Genomic DNA, 19,829 nt, shown 5'->3' with positions numbered 1-19,829 from the left:
GCTGGATCATGCGATACTTCAATTCCGTTGGCCGCTGGCGGGGCAAATCGATGCCGAAGGCGCTCGTCGCCGCGGCTATCTTTGGCCTGGCGGGAACAGCGTCGGCCCAGACTGCATTTTATGATGCGCCGGAATCGTTGCTTGCCGGTGCCCCGGGCAGCTTGGTGCGGCAGGAGCCGATGGACGGCGCTCCGCTCGGCGCCTCTACCTACCGCGTGCTCTATCGGTCGACGGGGCTGAATGGTCGGCCGATCTTTGTGTCCGGCGTCGTCATTGTTCCGCAAGGCGCGCCCCCGCCCGGCGGTCGTCCGATCGTTGCCTGGGCACATCCTACATCGGGCATCGTCCCGCGCTGCGCGCCGTCGCTCGCCATTTTTCTGTTTCAGCAGATCCAGGGCCTTCGCTCGATGATCTCCCGTGGCTTCGTCGTGGCGGCGACTGATTATCCGGGGCTCGGCACGCCGGACCCGCATCCTTATCTGGTGGGTGAGAGCGAAGGTCGCGCCGTGATCGACATCGTGCGCGCCACACGCTCCCTTCCCCGCGCAGGCGAGGGCAAGGACTTCACGGTGTGGGGACATTCGCAGGGCGGGCAAGCCGCGCTCTTCGCTGGGATGATGGCAAACGCCTACGCCCCTGACTTGAGGCTTCTTGGCGTCGCTGCGGCGGCGCCGGCAACGGATCTTGCGAAGCTGATGAGTGACGATATCAACTCGATCGGCGGCAAGAACATCACGGCGATGACGCTATGGTCGTGGCACCGCGTGTACGGAGCCGTCATCGACAACGTCGTCGATCCGCGCGCCATGCCCGCGATCGACAGGCTGGCGCAAGAATGCATCGAAGGGCCTTTCGACCTGATCGTCAGGCAGAGAACAGGGAGGCCGCTCGAGCAATATTTTTTGACGGTGCAAGATCCGACCAAGGCCGAGCCTTGGCGCTCGCTTCTCGAACAGAACAGCACCGGCGTGCTCTCTCCTGAGATCCCCATCTTTCTAGCGCAGGGGACCAACGACCAGATCATCCAGCCCGCGGTTACCCAGACCTACATGGACAAGCTGTGCAAGGCGGGCAGCAAGGTCAGGATGGTCATGCTGCCCGGTATCGGCCACGCACGCGCCGCGCAAGCGAGCACGATGGCGGCGGTGAACTGGATGACTGACCGCTTTGCCGGGAAAACACCTCCAGACGATTGCGTCAGATAGGCTACCTTCGCTTCGCGAGCGAAGGCCGGTGGGCCCGGCAGGACTCGAACCTGCAACCAGACCGTTATGAGCGGTCTGGATCAGCAGAACGCTCTTGTTTTCTCGGGGTCTTTTACGTCGACAATTTGCGATCTTCTGCGTTCGTTCACGTTCATGCGGGACCCAACCAGGACCCGAAGAACAAAGGAGAACAGCTGATTCCGTCATCAAGAGACACTAATATTGATAGCCAGCGTGCCCTCGTTGTGAGGGCTGCGTACGCGAAAGTGTCTGTGACGCAGGCCGGGTACGAAGCCTGGTCCTCACGAAATCTCGGGTGAACAGCTGTGAACGACACCCATGTCGGGCTGGCTGGTGGGCGACGCAGCAACCGTGTTGCACCCGCCTTCGGATACCAAAGGAGGAAACCATGATCAGGAAACGGTTTTCAGTTGCGATCTGCTGCGCACTGTTCGCCATGATTGGTGCCAGCGTTGCAGGTGCGGCTGACATCAAATTCCTTAGCCCGGTCGCGATGCGGGGCGTGATGCCCGATGTCGTGACTCAATTCGAGCGCGCATCAGGACACAAGGTGATGGTCGAGTATGCAACGGTGGGTGTCATCACCGACCGGCTACTGAAGGGTGAAGCAGCCGATGTGACGATCGTATCGGTCCCCCAAATGGAAGAGCTCCAGAAGCAAGGCAAGATCGTTACGGGAAGCCGGGCCGATGTCGCACGGGTTGGCGTCGGCGCATTCGTTCGGGCTGGTGCCGCAAAACCCGACATCAGTTCGGTCGACGCCTTCAAGCGCACGTTGTTGGCCGCGAAGTCCATCGGCTATGGCGATCCGGCTGCCGGAGGCGTCAGTGGCGTTCACATGGCTGCGCTCGTGGAACGCCTGGGGATCGCTGCGGAGATGAAGCCGAAGACCCAATTGTTCCCGAACAGCCAGGCCGTTCTGGATGCGGTCGCGAAGGGCAACGTTGAAATTGGAATTGGATTGACGAGCGACACGATGCTCGTGTCGGGCATCGATCTCGCAGGCGCGCTGCCTGCGGAAATCCAGAATTTCACACTCTATGTGGCTGGAATCCCTGCGGTCAGTAAGCAGGCAGATGCAGCCAAAGCGCTTATCAATTACCTTTCCTCTCCCGCGGCTCAGACGGGGCTAAAGGCAAAAGGCTTTGAGTCGCGTTAGCGCGGCGAGTGCTAGGGCCTCGCCAAGAGTCCGCTAGTGGCACTTTTCGGACCTGGCGAAGCGGCCTGACGATGTCCGTTCATTGAATAGAGCAGACCTCACTACGGCAAGCGCCGAAGTCCGAAAATAGGCTCATCTCAGACATGAGGAGCACGATGGGCAACTTCCGTTCTCACGGGCAGAACGGAAGTGCCGGAGACGGGGCTGACTGGCTGACCGCTAACGCGCTCTCTTACCGCAGCAAGCGGGATAGTGGTCGGTCGGGCCGAAACGCCCTCATATAGCGTCGCCCGATTCAACTCCTGAGACGCGCCACCGCGCGAGATCGGGCATATTGATCGAGAAGATCTCCTCGACTTCGAGACGCATGGTATCGTGGCATTCGCACGCTGCCGCCGCGAGCCGCAATCGGTCGATCTCGATTCGGCCTCGTTGATCAGACCTGATCGCCCCACGCGCGCGCAGATTGCGCATCAAGAGCGTCACCGTCGTTCGTCGTACACCGAGTATTTGCGAAAGCGCCTGCTGGGTGAGTGGGAGTATGTCGTCGTCGATGCGGTCGCGAAGCTGGAGTAGCCAGCGAGCCATGCGGGCTTCGACCGGGTGCAGCGCATTGCAGGCCGAGCCGAGCTGGAACTGTATCAGCATCGCTCTGACGTGATTCTGGACCAAGTTCCGGATCGCCGGACTGCGGCTGAAAGCGGCGTGAAATCGCGACGCAGAGATCCGCGTGGCGGTGCCCGCCGCGCGGACGACTGCGGTAGCGGCCGACGGTGACGGACCGAGCACCGAGAGCATGCCTACGGCCCCCTCGCGTCCGACGGCGGCTGTGGCAACCGTCTGTCCGTCCGCCATGTCGATCATCAGCGAGATGGCCCCGCCATGAGGGAAGAAGACATACTCTATCGGCTCACCCGCGCGCGAAAGGACCGCGTCCTGATCGAGCGCGACCATCTCTAGCTCGGGCCTCAGAAAATCGAGGTCCGTCGCCGGCAGCGCTGCAAGAAGGCCGTTAGAAATTCCGCCGGGAGCCGTCACCGCGGGAAACCAGCGGTGAGGCATCCGCACCCTCCATTTGGAGCGTCGCGGAACGGCGGTTTCAACATAGGTTTATTCTCTACGCGCACGATACTGAACTCACTTACGAGACACCTTCACTCGGAAAAACGGGCGTCGAGCTGCTGGCGTGCATCAACAACTTCCAAAACGCAATCTTCCGGCGCGAGTTGGATCGGTAGCCACCGCAGAGCCCGACACGACAGCCCTGAGAGCCTAAAGGGGGCGTGTAATTAATGCCGCCATCCGCCTATGAAAGCTGCCAATCTGTCTGAACGCATCCTGCCGCTCTGATCCATCGGGAAGCCGTTGCGCGGCTTCCCATAAGCTCGCTAACAACCTCGTCATGTCTTTCAATTCATCGGCCTCGGGCATTCCAACTGTGCGTCGGATCAACGTTAAGTCCTCATTGTACGAACGGATAAATGTGAGCGCGGGGGGCCGCGCGGCGAGCAAAGGAAGAGAGTAAGTGCAAATCGCAGTATCGATGCAGTTGTCGCGCGAAAGCACTGACGCAGCAAACGATGCTCTCTTCACAAACGTCGCGTAGCACCGATATCCGTCTCCTACTTATGTTGAATATGAGGATCGGCCAGCGGTTGCGGCATACATTCACAGGGGTTCCCGGCGTCATTGGAATAGCTGTCTTTTCTGACGCGTTTCGCCAAAAATCGCGGGGACATATGAAAGAGCCGCAACTGAATCCGCAAATCGCTGATCTCGCGCCCGTTCTTCACCGACTTGATGCCAGCGCCCTGCCACTCGACGAAGTGGTTGGCGATGATCTTCTTGTCGTACCAGCACCGCATGTGGACCAGCAGACGGTCCGGCAGCGGCACGGTGGGCTGACGCTTGTTCGTAGCGCGCCGTGGGGCCATGGACGTTTAACGAATTGCGTGACGATGCAATCGTGCTGCTGATTTGCCCGACACGTGTCAAAATGTTTTCGCAGGATTCGCTCAAGGCATCCATGCCCGCGACCACCTGCTACTTTGCATGGGGTTGTTTTCGATATTTTGGTTGGGAGCGAGACCGATGCCGGTCTCGCGGCCGTCGTCCCCGGTGATGATCGTGGGATGGCTTGCCGAGCCGTAGCTCGCCGCCGCACGGCCCGCCTTCGCCCTTCGGGCTACGGCGCGGCAGCCTTCACGTGTGGGGACACTTTGAAAACGACTCGGTTAAGTGCTTGAGTTTGCTGATTCCTGCATTTTGAAAACGACTCGATCTTGACCTTAAGAACGACTCGATCAGCGGTGCTTTCGTTTTGAAAACGACTCGATCCTGCAAGTCGTTCGAGACGCTGCGGAATTCGCCCCGTTTTTTGTGTCGGCGGGCGCTCGGTCCGGCAGCTTCGGCTCAGTCGCTGATAGCCCTGGTTCAGGACGAAGTTGAAAGCCGTATTCGCACGATGTTGCCGGCGATCGCTCGATCGAATTCGCTCCGGCTCGCCAGGGTCAACCGAAGGCGCGTCAGGGCTACTCGTAGATGCTGGCCGCATGCAGCAGTCGAGCAAGGACGGCGTAAGGCATGCTTTCCCGCTCATGCCCGTCCAGGAGGCGGCTTTGGCCAAGGGGGCTCGGCCCTTGATGGTCTCGCAGCACAGCTGCGAAAGCTTCGAGATATTGGTCCAGCGTAACCTGCTCCCATTCCTCCGGATGCGCCAGCAAGTGCTCGCGGAGACTCTCCACATAAGCGGAGAGCTCGGACGCATTCGAGGGAGCGGCATCGATAAGCCGGTGACTCATGTCAGCACCCATCTCTTCTGCGTACCCTGACCGATTGGCCAACTAACTAACTCTCTACTCTCCGAGACCGAGACCGCCGGCGAATACGCCCTCATCTGGTCCCGCTGACCGGCCAAAGACGCCCCCCTCCACCGAGCGGGGCGTCTCCCCTGCTAATCCCTGTCAGCTTGCGGGATTGCGCGCCGTGACGATCCACGTCGCGCTGTCGATCATCACCGACCGCTCGCCGGGGCGGCCCGCGAAGGCGGCACGAACCGCGGCCGAGGCGCGGGCGCGGATGTCGTCGGGCTGATCAGCGAGCGCGCGCGACAGCGGGCCGACCTCGAACGTCATCTTCACCGCGTCGTCGATCGCCGCGTCCCGCGTCGCGCCCTCGCCAAACGGGACGGAAGCATCGAAGGGCGCGATAGCGATATCGGTGAAGCCGGCCGCCGTCAGGATGCGAGCCACCCGCCCCCGGTCGCCGAACGAGAATGGGCCGGGCGCTTCGGGATCGGGCGGCGCCGTCGGCGGGACGATGCCTTTGATCGCGCCCATCGGCAGGCGCACCCAATCGTTCTCGGCCGCGCCACGCCAGCAGACGAAAGCGACCCGCCCGCCCGGCTGGAGCGCGCGGCGCATATGGGCGAACGCCCCTGTCGGATCGTCGAAGAACATCACCCCGAAACGCGAGAACAGGATGTCGAACGCCCCCTCGGGCAGCTCGGCGCTGCTGGCGTCGGCCACCCGGAACAGGGCCGGCGTATCCTGTGGCGCAAGCGCGCGCGCTCGGGCGATCAGCGGTTCGGATATGTCCACGCCCAGCACTTGGCCCCGCGCGCCGACGCGGGCGGCCAGAGCCAGACTCGACGCGCCCGCGCCGCAGCCGACGTCCAGCACGCGCTCGCCCGCCGCGGGCGCGGCGGCTTCGATCGCGGCCTGGCCGAACACCGCCAGCCTGGCGTCGAGCCGGGCCTGGTGGGCGACCCAGCGCTCCCCGCTTTGGCCATTCCAGGCGGCGACCCGATCGGCATTGTGCTGTGTCATGACATATCCTTGTTCTGATGCGTTCTTAACCAAGCTATCCGATGCCAAAGCGCGCATCGTCTCCAGCGATCCCGCCTCCAGCTACCCGGTGATAGCTCGCGGCAAGGAAGCCGGTGCTGGTTTATCAGAAGGCCCCGCAGGCGGCAGCGGCGGAATAGTCAGAGCCAGCGGCGAACCTCGGCCTTGTAGCGGCGGTAGTCGTCGCCGAACTTCGCTTCGAGATAGCGCTCCTCGCGGGCGATCACCTGCGTCTGGATCGCGATCAGCACCAACGGGAGCAAGGCGAAGGCGATCGGCCCGTCGAAGCCGATCGCAAGGCCGGCATAGATAAGCGCCATGCCGAGATACATGGGGTTGCGGGTCCACCGATAAGGGCCGGTCGTTGCAATGAGGGTCGTTGGCTGCGACGGCGGAACGTTGGTGCCCAGCCGCCGGAACAGCCCCGCCGCCGCAAGCATCATCGCCGCGCCGGCAACGATCAGCAGCGCGCCTGTCGCGACCAGCAACCGCCAGTCGATGCCGAAAGAGCGCAGGGTGACGAACCGCTCCGCCGCCAGCCCCAACAGCAGCGCTCCCAGATAGACGAAGGGCGGCGGGAAGCGCACACCCGCGCTGTCCGGTTCGACGGCCATGCTCATCTCAATCGATGCTCTCAAACCAGCATCGACTGCTGGGCGAAGATACCCGCCATCGCGCCCTGCGATGATGCCAGGGTGACCGATGGCGGCGTAAGAGGGTTGGCGAGGTCGCCGGCGGCGTAGATGCCGGGCATGCTGGTTTGGCGGCGCTCGTCGACCTTGAGGATGATGCCGAGGGGCGTATCGACCGTGGCGAGGCCCAGTGATTCATGCAGGCTTGCGGACGGCTTGTTGCGCGGATGCGCGAACAGGATGTCGACCGCGAAATCGGGGCCGGTATCGAGCTTGACGGTGGCGCTATGGTCCCCGTGATGGGTGATCTCAGTGATCCGGCCATCGACGACAGGTGTGTTGCGGCGCGTCAGATCGGCCCGGATATCGGGTGGAATGTCATGACCATCGGCGAAGACCGTCAACCTGTCGGTCCAATCGTGGAACAGCCTGACCTGATTGTGCGACTGCGGGCCGGACCAGACGAGGCCCCAATGCTGGCCGGCGACTTCAAAGCCGTCGCAATAGGGGCAGGGCACGATGGACGTGCCCCAGCCTTCGGCAAAGCCCGGAATATCAGGCATCTGGTCGGCGACGCCATAGCTCAGGATCAGGCGACGCGCCCTAAGGCTTGCGCCATCGGAAGTGAGGACGGTGAAATCGTCGATGGCGCCGGAGACGCTGTCGGCCCGGGCATTGACCAGCTTGATCGTGGGATAACGCGCCAGCTGCTGCCGCGCCTCGGCCAGGATGGCCAGCGGTGGCTTGTGATCGTGGCCGAGCAGGCCGTGCGAGTGGCCGGCGAAGCGGTTGCGCGGCAGCCCGGTGTCGAGAACGGTGACCTTGCGGCGGGCACGGCCGAGCTGCAGGGCGCCGGCGAGACCGGCAAAGCTGCCGCCGATAATGATGACGTCATCCATGGTGATGGGCTCCGTTTGGAGGACAGGTTGAAACCTACCCATTGGCTTGCACATTTCAGACACTGCATGGTATCGTAATTCAAGAATTAGAATACTGTCAAGTACTGGAATTGCGGCGACCGAAAACAGACAGGGACGGGCCCGCCGACGCCGGCGGGCTCGGGAGAAGGCACAATCGTCAAACTGGCGAAGTTTGCCGTGTTTGCCCGACGGCGTAAGCCGGACTTCGCAAAGCTGACGAGCGATTGAAAAGAAACGCGCGCGGAGTCATGCGCCAAATCAAGATCCCGGCCGCGCGTACAGGCCAAGAGCCAGCAGGGAAAACGCGCTCATCACGATGCCCAGCGCCAACATCGCTTCATGTGACACTGCGGCAGCAAGCCATACGCCGATCGCGGCGATCATCATCTGCAAGAAACCCAGCAGCGCCGAGGCGGCGCCGGCCTTCTCCCCGAATGGAGAAAGCGCCCGCGCAGTGGCCAGTGGAATGACAACACCCATCCCGAGAAGAACAACGCACATCGCGGCCAGAAAAGGCAGGAAAGTCGGGCTTATTATCGCGATGAGCAGGATCGCAAGGTTGCTGGCGGCCGCCGCGCACAAACCGGCCCGGATCGGGCCATCGAGCCCGTAGCGTGGTGCCAATCTTGATGCAAGCATACCCGCGGCGGATACGATGAAGACGGTGCCGGCGAAAAAGAGGCCTAGCTGGATCGGCGTGAAGTGCAGCGCTTCGATGAATAGGCGCGGTGCCGCCGAAAACAATGAGAACATGCCCCCTATGCAGAGGCTCGAGGTGGTCGCGGGGATCGCGAAGCGACGGTCGCCAATCAAGCCGGCATAGGTCCTGCCGATGGCAACTGGGTTGAGCGGCGTGCGGGTCGAATTGTGGGTTTCGCCGAGAACGATGCCGTAGGCAACGGCGCTGACGGCAGCAAAGGCCGCGACCAGCGCGAATTGGGCGCGCCAGCCCAGGCTGTGGTCGAGTGCGCCGCCAAGCAGTGGCGAGAACCCGGCAGCAGCGGACATCACCATCATGATGAGCGCCATCGCGCGTGCCAGCGCTGGGCCGCTAAACAAGTCGCGGGCGATGGCGCGAGACAGCACTGCCGTCGCGCAAGCACCTGTTGCCTGCACGACGCGGCCGACAAGGAGATTAGGCAGGTCGGTCGCCAGACCGCACCAGGCGCTGCCCGCGAAGAACACGGCAAATCCGATCAGGACCGGCCAACGTCTTCCGTAGCGATCCGAAAGCGGTCCGACCAGGAGCTGGCCCAAGCCGAACACCGCAAGAAAAACGGTGATGGCGGACGTGACCGCCGCAGTCGTGACATTCAATGAGATCGCAATGTGCGGCAGAGACGGCAGCAGGATGTTGGTCGCCAGCGTTCCCATCGCGGTTAGGACGGAAAGGACGGCGATGGGCAGGGCGCTGGAGGCGGGAATGCGCAGGGGATTGACCAGGTCAGCCATCGGAGCTTTCCGGTATGAGGGATAGGTACGTTAAGGCGGCGAGTGACGCGGTGCGCGTCGCGGTGGCTTGTGATCGTGGCCGAGCAGGCCATGCGAATGGCCCGCGAAGCGGTTGCGCGGCAGGCCGGCATCGAGAACGATGACCTTGCGGCGGGCACGGCCAAGCTGCAGGGCCCCGGCGAGACCGGCAAAGCTGCCGCCGATGATGATGACGTCATCCATGGTGATGGCTCCGTGGGAGGACAGAAACCTGCCCACTGACTTGCCTATTTCGAAAACTTCATGGTATCGTAATTCAAGGATTATAATACTGTCAAGTACTGGAATTGTGGTGACCGAAAACAGACAGAGCCGGCGCGGCCGGCCCGCCAACGAGGCGCTTGGCCAAACGATCGTCGACGCCGCGCGCGAACTCTTTGTGGAATTGGGTTTTCAAGCGACGACATTGGACAAGGTCGCCCAGCGGGCGAAGATATCCAAGCTCAGCATCTATCGGCACTTCGAGAACAAGGAGGCGCTGTTCAGCGCGGCCATCGCGGCCGGCTGCCATCAGTTGTTTGCACCACAGGCCCTTCTTGAAGGCGTCGACGGTTCGGCCGAAGATCAGCTCATGGCGGTGGGATCATCACTGCTTCGCACGCTGTTGAGATCAGACGTCCGCAGTGTCGAAGCCATGGTAATGGCCGACAAGACGAATCAAAACTCGTTAAGCAAGCTCCATTACGAAGCCGGCCCCGCCCATGTCATCGCCCAAATTGAGGCCCTGTTGCGTCAGTTGCACGCGAAGGCGGTTCTGAACGTGCCCGATCCTCTCCGGTCCGCCCGCTTGTTTGCCGCGCTTTTCAAAGGATCCGATCTCCTGATTATCGCACGCTTCGATCAGGCGAGAGCAGAGGACGACAACGAAATCGAATCCTATTGCCGGTCGGCCGTCGCCATGTTCATCGCCGCGCACCGTGGCAACGACCACGCGGGCGGATATTTGCCTGCCCCAAGGTCAAAAAACAAAATTTGAATCGTGCGTGACCGATGTTGTCAAAATAACCGAGACCGGTTTGAAAATCATGGAGGCTGAAGAGCTTTCGATTGGCGACAAGATCGCGGAAAAAATACGCTTGTTGAACTATCGGTTGCGATACCAGTCCGCACGATGACCCTCGGCAGCGCATTTCCCCAAATCCAGTCCGCCTTCGCCCTGCGGGCTTCGGCTTGACAGCCTTCGTTCGCTTCGCTGGGAGTTCGTGGCACGGGCTTGCCCAGCCGGAGCTCGCGAAGCGACGCTAGGATCGAAAAAGACCCCCCTCGGCTCTTTCGCGCTCAGCTCAACCCAATTACCTCGAATGACGCTACTTCGTATTGGAAACCTTTGTCTTACGCACGACTTCGAGAAACGCGCGGATGATCCGGCTGGTTTCGCGTTTCCGCAAAATCACAACATGCGCATAGGTGAAGATTCCCGCATTACTGATTGGGATGAGGCGCAGAGAAGAGTCTGGAACGAACTCGGCTTCGGAGACGTAGCTTATGCCCAACCCGCGAATGACGGCTTCGCGGATCGCCTCGCGGCTTCCGATCTCCATGACGATGCGCGGCTTGATCTTTGCCTTAGCGAGCGCTTGCTCGAACGCGCGTCGCGTCGTAGAGCCGGTCTCACGGATTATTAGTGGTTCGCCTTCGAGTTCGGAGATCTTGACGCTCTTCTGCTTCGCCAGCGGATGATCGGTGCGCACAAAGACGCCGACTGGATGGCGTCTATATGGAAGAGTGAGAAGACGATCGTCCTCATCAATGTGCGCTAGCACCGCGATGTCGCTCTTGTAGTCAAGAAGATCATCGAGGACCTCGTGCGAGTTGCCGAGCTTCACGGCGAGTTCGATCCCCGGATAGGCGCGATTGAAGGCCGCAAGCATCTCGGTGACGTGATAGGGGCCGACCGCGCCAATCGAAAGCCGACCGGTCTTGAGCTCGCGCGACTGCTCCAGGAATGCGACCGCTTCTTCTTCCTCGGCAAACAGGCGCGACGTAATCGCCAGTAGTTGCCGTCCCGTGTCGGTCAACTCGCGCCGGCGGCCCTTCTTGATGAAGAGCTCGACGCCGTACTCCTCCTCCAGCGCGCCGACCTGGGCCGTCAGCGTCGGCTGCGTGATGTGAACTGCATCCGACGCGGCATTGAAGCCGCCTGCAGTCGCCACAGCATGGAAGGAGCGAATCTGGGTATATCGCATAGAACAAATCTATCTATTTCTCTGAAAAAATCAATTTGTCGATGTAACAGCGTTCAGCAATGGTCCGGACCACAACGAGCGCTCACGAGAAGCGCGGAAGCAGCAGCGCTTCAGGCGCGATCAAGGGTGGAACGTTATGCGGTGGGCCTACTGGAATCCCGTAAAAGTTCGCTTCGGCGCAGGGACATTCGATGAAGTCGGAGGTCTGATCGGCAAGCGCCGCTATGCCCTCGTGACCTATAATCAACCGATTTTCAACGACCTGGCGGCGCGCCTTACAAAGGTCGCGGGCGAGCCGGTTGCCGTCATCGACAATATCGAGACCAACCCGGACTGCGCCGATCTGGTGAATTCCTGCCGTGTCTTCGGCGCTGCAACGCAAGCGCCTGAAGTCATCGTTGCCCTCGGTGGCGGCTCGATGATGGATGCGGCCAAGGTGCTGGCTGCAAGCAAGGGCGACTTCGAGAATGTCCGCCGCCATCTTACCGAGAAGGCCCCGCTGGACACGTCGGCGATCGTGCCGATCATTGCGGTGCCGACTACTTCCGGAACAGGCAGCGAAGTCACCCATTGGGCAACCGTGTGGGATTCGGCCAACGGCAGCAAGTATTCGCTGGCGCATCCGTTGCTCTATCCCGAAGCCGCCGTGCTCGATCCGCAGCTTATCCTTGGGGCGCCGCGAGGGCTGACCCTGGCGACCGGTCTCGACTCCCTGTCACATGCGCTCGAGAGCATCTGGAACGTGAACGCCAACTCGGTCTCGGCCGGCTTCGCGGTCGAGGCCGCGCGCGAGATCATCGAAACGCTGCCGCGCCTGCTCGACAATCTCGGCGATATCGATCTGCGCACCCGTCAGGCGCGCGGCAGCCTGCTCGCCGGCTTCGCTTTCTCGCAGACCAAGACGGCTTTGGCCCACAACATCTCCTACGACATTACGCTGAAGATCGGACTGATCCACGGCATCGCCTGTTCGTTCTCGCTGCCGATCGTGATGGGGTGGGCAATAGGCAACAGCCCCGACTGCGACGCCGCACTGCGCCGCATCTTTGGCCCGGACCTCAGCGAAGGTGTCCGCAAGCTGCGGTCTTTCCTCGAGGGGATCGGCGTCAAGACTGATCCTGCCACCTACGGCGTTTCGCCGGCGGAATGGACACGCCTGGTCGAGAAAGCGCTGGAAGGCGAGCGCGGCAGGAATTTCATTGGAAGGCAGACGGTCAAGGCAGCGTAGTGAAACAGACCTAGAGGCGAACACGCCCATCACAAACCACCGGCAATGGTCAAAAAGACCAACGGAATCACAGGAGGAAAACATGAACATCACGCGTCGGAAAATGCTCGTCGGGTCCGTTGCTGTGGCCGGCGCCTTGGTCGCCATGCCGAATGTGTTGCGTGCAGAGGGTGTGATCCGCGTCGGTCTCATTCCATCAGAAGATTCTCGCGCGATGCTGGCGTCGAGCCAGCAGCTGCTCGATGCGCTCGAAAAGAATCTCGGCATGAAGGTGCAGGGGTTCGTTGCCGCCGACTATAACGGCGTCATCGAGGCGATGCGCGCCGGTCACATCGAGGTGGCCTATCTCGGCCCGTTCTCCTATGTGCTCGGCGCCTCCGTGGCCAACATCGAGGCGTTTGCTACCGCCGAGACACAAAAGTCCGGACGTACTTTCTATCACAGCCAGATCATCACACGGAAAGACAGTGGCATCAAGGACATCAACGATCTGAAGGGCAGGACCTTCGCGTTCGTCGATCCGTCTTCGACTTCCGGCCATCTCTTCCCCAAGGCCGGCCTGCTCAAGCTCGGAATCGACCCGGAGAAGTTCTTCGGCCGCGTTCTTTTCACCGGCTCGCACGATGCCAACGCACTGGCGGTCGCCAACAAGCGTGTCGACGCGGCCACCATCGCTGACCGCATCCTCGACGCCGCTGTGCAGAAGAATCTCGTCAAGCGCGAGGACATCCACGTCGTGTGGAGTTCTGACCCGATCCCGGAATCGCCGACGGTGTGGCGCAAGAATCTGACACCGGAACTGAAGGCAAAGATCAAGACCGCGTTCTTGAACATCAAGGACATCACCTGGGCCGACCAGGGCAAGCTCAACCGCTTCGTCGAAACCAACGATGCGGCCTACGATGTGATTCGGGATACCGCAAAGGCGCTCAATCTCGATCTGAAAAAGATGAAATGAACCCGCTGCGCTGACCCGCCGTAACCAACCCTCCGGCATAGGACTGCTCAGATGATCAAGATCGCAGGTTTGAAGAAATCTTACGGCGGGAAGCCGGTGCTCCAGGGCATCGACCTCGAAGTCAAGTCAGGCGAATTCCTCGTCGTGCTGGGGCCGAGCGGCGCCGGAAAATCCACCATGCTCCGTTGCATCAACGGCCTCACGCCGCCGGACGCCGGCCAGATCGTCATCGACGGCACGATCTTCGACTCCAAACGCGCGGCCGGCGGACGCTTGCGCCCGGTCGCGATGATCTTCCAGCACCACAACCTGGTAAAGCGACTCACCGTACTCAAGAACATCCTGGTCGGTCGCATGGCCGGGATGTCGTCGATCCTCTCGGCGCTTCAAATCTTCCCGACGAAGGACGTCGAGATCGCAATGGAATGTCTTCAGCGCGTCGAGCTGACACACAAGGCAATGGCGCGCGCCGACCAGCTCTCCGGCGGCGAGCAGCAGCGCATCGGCATTGCCCGTGCGCTGGCCCAACGCCCGGCGGTCATCCTGTGCGACGAGCCGGTGGCCAGCCTCGACCCGAAAACCTCGCGTGTCGTGCTCGGCTATCTCAAGGCGATCTGCAAGGAAGAAGGCATCGCCGTCATCTGCAATCTGCATCAGGTCGACTACGCAGTCGAATTTGGCGAGCGCATCGTTGGTCTCTCGGGCGGCAAAGTGGTGTTCGACGATACGCCGGACCACCTCACTGTCGACGTCGTGCACCAGATCTATCCGGGATTGGAAGATCCGGGCGTCGCCCGCGTGTTGCGGCCGAATGCCGGCCCACGCCTGGTGTCGAATTCGCTCGATCCCATCGCCCTTGCGGCATCCGCCTGAGCAGGAGACGACCATGTCCAGCTACCAACTCGTTCTTCGTCCGCCTCAGGGCCGCTTCGGCTGGTGGGGCACCGGCGTCCTCGGTCTGGTGATCGTGGGCTTCCTCTATTGGGCTGCAGTCGGATCGCAGATCAACGCGGCCAATCTCTGGAACGGCATCCCTTATATGTGGGACTTTCTGGTCCGCATGATGCCGCCGAATCCGGAGTTCATTGAGAAGCTCTGGCGGCCCGCGCTGGAAAGCCTGCAGGTCGCGATCTGGGGAACGTTGCTCGGCGTGGCGATCTCGCTGCCGATCAGCTTTTTTGCGGCTCGCAACCTTTCACCGCATCCGGCGATTTATCACTTCACCCGCCAAGTGCTGAACTGCATGCGCGGCATCAACGAGATTATCCTGGCGCTGATCTTCGTCGCCGCCATCGGCCTCGGCCCGTTCGCCGGCGTGCTCGCTCTCGCCATCCACGGCGCGGGTATGCTCGGCAAGTTCTTTGCCGAAGCCATGGAAGACATCGACGAAGGTCCGCTCGAAGCGTTCCGCTCGGCCGCCGCCGGCCCGTTCAAGACCTTCTTCTTCGGCGTGCTGCCGCAAGTGCTGCCGGCCTGGCTCGGTACCATCTTCTACCGTCTCGAGACCAACGTGCGCCAATCCACCGTGCTCGGCATGGTCGGCGCGGGCGGCATCGGTTTCGAACTCGTGTCCTCGATGAAGCTGTTCCAATATCAGGACACGGCGACCTGCATCCTGGTCATCCTTGCGATGGTGTTGGTCACCGACCTCCTTTCCTCCCGCGTCCGCTCGATGATCCGCTGACGCAACTCGGCCGGCACCGAACATTGCCGGCCACTTTATCCGCCTCTCGGTATTGCCGGGAAAAGGTACCCCTTAGAGCGTCACCGCGTGGCGCAACACTGGAAAGGATGAGCCATGCTCACACGTACTCCCGCTTCCGTGACGACGAATGGCCGCAGCTATCGCGTCCCCAATACCCCGACCGTCGTCATTTGTATCGACGGTTCCGAGCCCGGCTATATCGAGCGCGCTATCGAGAAGGGACTCTGCCCCAACCTCGAACGGATACTGAAGACCGGCACGAACACGCTCGCGCTGTCGGTGATCCCGAGTTTCACAAACCCGAACAACCTGTCGATCATCACCGGCCGACCGCCGGCCGTGCACGGCATCGCCGGCAACTTCTTCTATGACCGCGAGGCAAAGCAGGAAGTAATGATGAACGACGCCCGCTTCCTGCGCGTACCCACGATCCTCGCCGAGTTCCAGAAGGCCGGCAGCAAGGTCGCCATGGTGACCGCGAAGGACAAGTTGCGCACGCTGCTGGGGAAGGGCCTCGACTTCCAAAAGGGGACCGCCATCGCGTTCTCGTCGGAGAAGGCCGACAAGGCCAACATGGCCGAAAACGGCATCGAAAACGTGCTTGAATTCGTCGGCATGAAATTGCCGGAAGTCTATTCGGCCGATCTGTCGGAGTTCGTCTTCGCGGCCGGCGTCGAGCTGCTCAAGACCTTCCGGCCGGACGTGATGTATCTTTCGACCACGGACTACGTGCAGCACAAGGCGGCGCCGGGTTCTGCGATCGCCGACAGCTTCTACAAGATGTTCGACCGGTACGTCGGAGAGCTCGATGCGCTGGGCTGCGTGCTGGTGATGACCGCCGATCACGGCATGAACGACAAACATCTGCCAAACGGCGAGCCGGACGTCATCTACCTGCAGGAGATCCTTGACGGGAAATTCGGTGCCGGGATGACGCGCGTGATTCTGCCGATCACAGACCCGTACGTCGCGCATCATGGTGCGCTCGGCTCATTCGCGACTGTCTACGTCGATAACGACAAGCGGCAAGCCGTGCTCGATCACATCAAGACTATCGCGGGGGTCGAGGTTGCGATCCCGGCGGAAGAAGCGTGCAAGCGGTTCGAGCTTCCGGCCGACCGTATTGGCGACGTCGTCGTGCTGTCGTCGAAACACAAGGTGCTCGGCACCTCCGCCGCCAAGCACGATCTGTCGGGACTAACTGAGCCGCTGCGTTCGCACGGCGGTCTCACGGAGCAGACCGTGCCGATGATCGCGAATCGAAAGATCGTGGTTCCTGCCGGCCGTACGCTGCGCAATTTCGACGTCTTCGACGTCGCGTTGAATCTCGTAGCCTGAGGATCGATGCCATGAACGTGCCTTTCAGTTACACGGCAAAGCGAGAAGCGTTGCGCATTGCCGGCAAACACGTCACGACCGACGATGTGATCGAGGTCCGCAATCCCTACGACGGATCGCTCGTCGGCACCGTGCCGGCAGCGCGCCCCGAACATGTGCGCGAAGCGTTTGGCAAGGCGAAAGCGTTCAAGCCAAAACTGTCGCGCTTCGAGCGTCAGCAAATTCTGCAGAAGGCTGCTGAACTGCTGCACGGTCGGCGCGCATCCTTCGCGCGTATCATATCCGCGGAGTCCGGCCTCTGCTGGAAGGACGCGATCTACGAGTCGACGCGCGCCTACGACGTCTGGTCGTTCGCCGCACAACTCGCGGTCAAGGACGACGGCGAGTCCTATGCCTGCGACATCTCGCCGAACGGCAAGGCGCGCCGTATCCACACGCTGCGGACCCCGTTGCTGGGCGTCATCTCGGCGATCACGCCATTCAATCATCCGCTCAACATGGTGAGCCACAAGCTCGCGCCTGCGATCGCAACGAACAACCGGGTCGTTCTCAAACCGACTGAGCTGACTCCGCTGACCGCACTTGCACTCGCGGACGTGCTCTACGAAGCGGGACTGCCGCCTGAGATGCTCTCCGTGGTCACGGGTAATCCGTCCACGATGGGCGATGCGATGATCACGGATCCGGACGCAGACCTGGTTACTTTCACGGGCTCCGTTCGGGTCGGCAAGCACATCGCCCGCACCGCAGGCTACAAGCGTATCGTGCTCGAACTCGGCGGCAACGATCCGCTGATCGTCATGGAGGACGCCGACCTCGACAAGGCGGCCGAGCTGGCCGTGCAGGGCGCGACGAAGAATTCGGGCCAGCGCTGCACAGCGGTGAAGCGCATTCTCGTCGTCGAGAAGATCGCCGATGAACTCTCGAAATGCGTGCTCGAAAAGGCCAGGAAGCTGAAATGCGGTGACCCGGCCGATCCGGAAACCGATGTTGGCACGGTCATCAATGAACGATCCGCTGTTCTGTTCGAGAACCGTGTCAATGACGCGGTGACGAAGGGCGCCGAGCTGCTTCACGGCAACGATCGCCAGGGCGCCCTTTATGCCCCAACCGTCGTCGACCGCGTGCCGTACGATTGCGAACTCGTGCATGAGGAGACGTTTGGACCAGTGATCCCGATGATTCGCTGTCCGAACGACATCGCAGAGGTGATCCGCATTTCAAATTCGACAGCCTACGGGCTGTCTTCCGGAGTTTGCACAAATCGCCTCGATTACATTACGCGCTTCATCAACGAACTTGAGGTTGGCACCGTGAACGTGTGGGAGGTGCCGGGCTATCGCACCGAGATGTCGCCGTTCGGCGGCATCAAGGACTCCGGGCAGGGCTACAAGGAGGGAGTTGTGGAGGCCATGAAAGGGTTCACCAACGTCCGGACGTACTCGCTGCCCTGGCAGGGTTAAGTTGTTGCGGAGCCGCTCTTGCTTTTTTGAGAGACTTGGCTCACCCCCCGATTGAAGGAGGTCGGGGCAATTCAGTTGTGGGTAAGGATTTTTGCCTGCAATCGCGCCGAAGAGCCCGTTGTCGGGCAGGCCCATGGGCGTTTTTCAAATTGCGCGATCATTGAATAGTGCCCCTGATTTGCCCGACGCGTCAAAATGTTCTCGCGGGATTGCAAGCATCCATGCCAGCGACCATTGCTACTTTGCATGGGGTTGTTTTCGATATTTTGGTTGGGACCGCGAACCACGTCGGCCTTGCGGCTGTCTTTCCCGTTGATGATCGCAGGATGGCTTGCCGGGCCGAAGCTCGCCGCCGCACGGCCCGCCTTCGCCCTTTGGGCTCCGGCGCGGCAGCCTTCGCCGCTTCGCGCGAGCGAAGGCTGGTGGGCCCGGCAGGACTCGAACCTGCAACCAGACCGTTATGAGCGGCCGGCTCTAACCATTGAGCTACAGGCCCCGCCGCGGAGCGGCCGCGGGGAGAGGGCGGCCGGCAACGGTGCCGCCATCGTTTACAGGCATGACAGCGATACGGCAATGCCGACCTTCCGGGCCGAAACGCGCTTTCACAAGCGCTCGGGCTTGCCTACAACCTTCCGTGCATCATCGTCACCGAACGCTTGAGGCCAACAATGAAACTCGCTGGGATTGCCTGCGCCGGCCTGCTGCTGCTTGCGGGCAGCGCCGGGGCACAGGAGGGAGGCAAGGCCATTACCAAAACCACGATCAGCCTGGGAACCGCGACGCCGGGCGGCGGGTTTCCGGTTTATGGCAATGCATTTGCGGAAGTGATGAATGCCGTCGATCCGGCGCTGTCGATCGAGCCGCGCAACACCAAGGGCTCCAACGAAAACATCCCGCTGCTGGAATCCGGCCAGCTCGATATCGCGCTGGTGGCGGGGGAGCCCGCCTATGAAGCCTTCATGGGCATCGGGCGGCCGGCGACGAAGTTGAAAATCCTGACCGCGATGTATTCCAGCCCCGGCATGTTCGTGGTGCGGGCGGACAGTCCCTACAAGACGATCAGGGATCTGGTCGGCCAGCCGGTTGCGTTCGGCGCGAAGGGCTCGGGCCTGCCGATCCTGTCGCGCTATATCCTCGACGGCATCGGGCTGAAGCAGGACGAGGACTTCAAGTCGATCTATCTCGACCGCGCCGGCGACGGCCCCGCCATGGTCCAGGACGGTCGCGCCGCCGCGCTGTGGGGCGCGGGCGTCGGCTGGCCCGGCTTTGCGGCGATGGTGCAAGCTCCCGGCGGCGCGCGATTTATCGCACCCGACGCCAGTGAGATCGCGCGCGTCCGTACCAAGCATACGTTCCTTAAGCCGCTGACGGTCCCCGCCAACAGCTATCCGAACCAGCCGGCCGCGATCGACTCCATAGGCTCCTGGAGCTTTGTGCTGGCGCGTGAAAGCCTGCCCGACGACGTCGCCTACCGGTTGGCGCGCACGCTTCATGGGCAGGAGTCTGCGCTGTGCAAGAAGCTGCCGCAGGCCTGCGAGACCACGGCCGCGAACACGGTTGCGGCGGCGCCGAATGCGGGACTGATTCATCCTGGGGTGATGAAGTACTTCCGCGAGGCGGGGGTGGTGAAATGACCTTTGCCTTGGCTCGCGCGTCAGCGCGAGGCAACGCAACGGTC

General features: G+C 61.7%; 18 protein-coding genes, 2 tRNA genes and 1 pseudogene. 10 read left to right on the top strand and 11 right to left on the bottom strand.

Annotated features, from left to right (window positions below):
* The first annotated feature begins 8 nt into the window (after window positions 1-8).
* Window positions 9-1,205, top strand: a complete 1,197-nt coding sequence (locus tag V1277_RS07940) for an alpha/beta fold hydrolase (protein ID WP_334415703.1) — start codon at window positions 9-11, stop codon at window positions 1,203-1,205.
* A 29-nt stretch (window positions 1,206-1,234) separates the two neighbouring features.
* On the opposite strand, the gene V1277_RS07935 is transcribed toward V1277_RS07940, so the two are convergent.
* Window positions 1,235-1,301 (bottom strand) — tRNA-Met (locus V1277_RS07935).
* A 313-nt stretch (window positions 1,302-1,614) separates the two neighbouring features.
* Between V1277_RS07935 and modA the strand changes: the two genes are divergently transcribed.
* Window positions 1,615-2,385: a molybdate ABC transporter substrate-binding protein gene (gene modA, locus V1277_RS07930; RefSeq protein WP_334415702.1), complete on the top strand. Its 771-nt coding sequence runs from the start codon at window positions 1,615-1,617 to the stop codon at window positions 2,383-2,385.
* A 276-nt stretch (window positions 2,386-2,661) separates the two neighbouring features.
* Here modA and V1277_RS07925 read toward each other — a convergent pair whose 3' ends face one another.
* The 8 genes and pseudogenes from V1277_RS07925 to V1277_RS07895 form a co-directional block, all read right to left on the bottom strand.
* The gene (locus V1277_RS07925) at window positions 2,662-3,423 is read right to left on the bottom strand and encodes a Crp/Fnr family transcriptional regulator (RefSeq protein WP_334420312.1); all 762 of its coding nucleotides are present in this window, start codon (window positions 3,421-3,423) and stop codon (window positions 2,662-2,664) included.
* Between the two features lie 584 nt (window positions 3,424-4,007).
* Window positions 4,008-4,319, bottom strand: coding sequence for a hypothetical protein (locus V1277_RS07920; protein WP_334415701.1), 312 nt, complete (start codon window positions 4,317-4,319; stop codon window positions 4,008-4,010).
* Window positions 4,320-4,916: 597 nt separating this feature from the next.
* A complete protein-coding gene (locus V1277_RS34945; RefSeq protein WP_247383583.1) occupies window positions 4,917-5,186 on the bottom strand; it encodes a DUF7660 family protein in 270 nt (89 codons plus the stop codon).
* A 162-nt stretch (window positions 5,187-5,348) separates the two neighbouring features.
* Window positions 5,349-6,212, bottom strand: coding sequence for a class I SAM-dependent methyltransferase (locus V1277_RS07915; protein ID WP_334415700.1), 864 nt, complete (start codon window positions 6,210-6,212; stop codon window positions 5,349-5,351).
* A 158-nt stretch (window positions 6,213-6,370) separates the two neighbouring features.
* Window positions 6,371-6,844, bottom strand: a complete 474-nt coding sequence (locus V1277_RS07910) for a methyltransferase family protein (protein WP_334373378.1) — start codon at window positions 6,842-6,844, stop codon at window positions 6,371-6,373.
* A gap of 20 nt (window positions 6,845-6,864) precedes the next feature.
* Window positions 6,865-7,761: an NAD(P)/FAD-dependent oxidoreductase gene (locus V1277_RS07905; protein ID WP_334415698.1), complete on the bottom strand. Its 897-nt coding sequence runs from the start codon at window positions 7,759-7,761 to the stop codon at window positions 6,865-6,867.
* Window positions 7,762-8,040: 279 nt separating this feature from the next.
* The gene (locus V1277_RS07900) at window positions 8,041-9,234 is read right to left on the bottom strand and encodes a multidrug effflux MFS transporter (RefSeq protein WP_334373381.1); all 1,194 of its coding nucleotides are present in this window, start codon (window positions 9,232-9,234) and stop codon (window positions 8,041-8,043) included.
* 60 nt (window positions 9,235-9,294) lie between these two features.
* Window positions 9,295-9,456: pseudogene (locus V1277_RS07895) on the bottom strand (FAD-binding protein); the annotation flags it as partial.
* Window positions 9,457-9,565: 109 nt separating this feature from the next.
* Between V1277_RS07895 and V1277_RS07890 the strand changes: the two are divergent.
* Window positions 9,566-10,249 carry a TetR/AcrR family transcriptional regulator gene (locus tag V1277_RS07890; RefSeq protein WP_334415697.1) on the top strand — a complete coding sequence of 228 codons (684 nt, stop codon included), beginning with the start codon at window positions 9,566-9,568 and terminating at the stop codon, window positions 10,247-10,249.
* A 331-nt stretch (window positions 10,250-10,580) separates the two neighbouring features.
* On the opposite strand, the gene V1277_RS07885 is transcribed toward V1277_RS07890, so the two are convergent.
* A complete protein-coding gene (locus V1277_RS07885; RefSeq protein ID WP_334367532.1) occupies window positions 10,581-11,459 on the bottom strand; it encodes a LysR substrate-binding domain-containing protein in 879 nt (292 codons plus the stop codon).
* 136 nt (window positions 11,460-11,595) lie between these two features.
* Here V1277_RS07885 and psrA point away from each other — a divergent pair, with 136 nt between their 5' ends.
* From psrA to phnY, 6 genes are all read left to right on the top strand, one after another.
* Window positions 11,596-12,687, top strand: a complete 1,092-nt coding sequence (psrA, locus tag V1277_RS07880) for an iron-containing alcohol dehydrogenase PsrA (protein WP_334415696.1) — start codon at window positions 11,596-11,598, stop codon at window positions 12,685-12,687.
* Window positions 12,688-12,769: 82 nt separating this feature from the next.
* Window positions 12,770-13,645 carry a phosphonate ABC transporter substrate-binding protein gene (gene phnD, locus V1277_RS07875; protein ID WP_334415695.1) on the top strand — a complete coding sequence of 292 codons (876 nt, stop codon included), beginning with the start codon at window positions 12,770-12,772 and terminating at the stop codon, window positions 13,643-13,645.
* Window positions 13,646-13,696: 51 nt separating this feature from the next.
* Entirely contained in the window at window positions 13,697-14,518 is an 822-nt protein-coding gene (phnC, locus tag V1277_RS07870; RefSeq protein ID WP_334367535.1) for a phosphonate ABC transporter ATP-binding protein, read from the top strand.
* A 13-nt stretch (window positions 14,519-14,531) separates the two neighbouring features.
* Window positions 14,532-15,329 carry a phosphonate ABC transporter, permease protein PhnE gene (gene phnE / locus V1277_RS07865; protein ID WP_334373389.1) on the top strand — a complete coding sequence of 266 codons (798 nt, stop codon included), beginning with the start codon at window positions 14,532-14,534 and terminating at the stop codon, window positions 15,327-15,329.
* A 114-nt stretch (window positions 15,330-15,443) separates the two neighbouring features.
* Window positions 15,444-16,688 carry a phosphonoacetate hydrolase gene (gene phnA / locus V1277_RS07860; RefSeq protein ID WP_334415694.1) on the top strand — a complete coding sequence of 415 codons (1,245 nt, stop codon included), beginning with the start codon at window positions 15,444-15,446 and terminating at the stop codon, window positions 16,686-16,688.
* 11 nt (window positions 16,689-16,699) lie between these two features.
* Complete coding sequence (phnY, locus tag V1277_RS07855; RefSeq protein ID WP_334415693.1) at window positions 16,700-18,151, top strand: phosphonoacetaldehyde dehydrogenase; 1,452 nt, start codon at window positions 16,700-16,702, stop codon at window positions 18,149-18,151.
* A 420-nt stretch (window positions 18,152-18,571) separates the two neighbouring features.
* Here the strand turns inward: phnY and V1277_RS07850 are convergent.
* Window positions 18,572-18,647 (bottom strand) — tRNA-Ile (locus V1277_RS07850).
* A 172-nt stretch (window positions 18,648-18,819) separates the two neighbouring features.
* On the opposite strand from V1277_RS07850, the gene V1277_RS07845 reads away from it, so the two are divergent.
* The gene (locus V1277_RS07845; RefSeq protein WP_334415692.1) at window positions 18,820-19,785 is read left to right on the top strand and encodes a TAXI family TRAP transporter solute-binding subunit; all 966 of its coding nucleotides are present in this window, start codon (window positions 18,820-18,822) and stop codon (window positions 19,783-19,785) included.
* Window positions 19,786-19,829: the final 44 nt, after the last annotated feature.

The sequence above is a fragment of the Bradyrhizobium sp. AZCC 1588 genome, assembly GCF_036924735.1.
GTDB lineage: Bacteria > Pseudomonadota > Alphaproteobacteria > Rhizobiales > Xanthobacteraceae > Bradyrhizobium.
The sequence above is the reverse complement of the archived record's forward strand: the minus strand, read 5'-3'. Positions and strand labels throughout refer to the sequence as shown.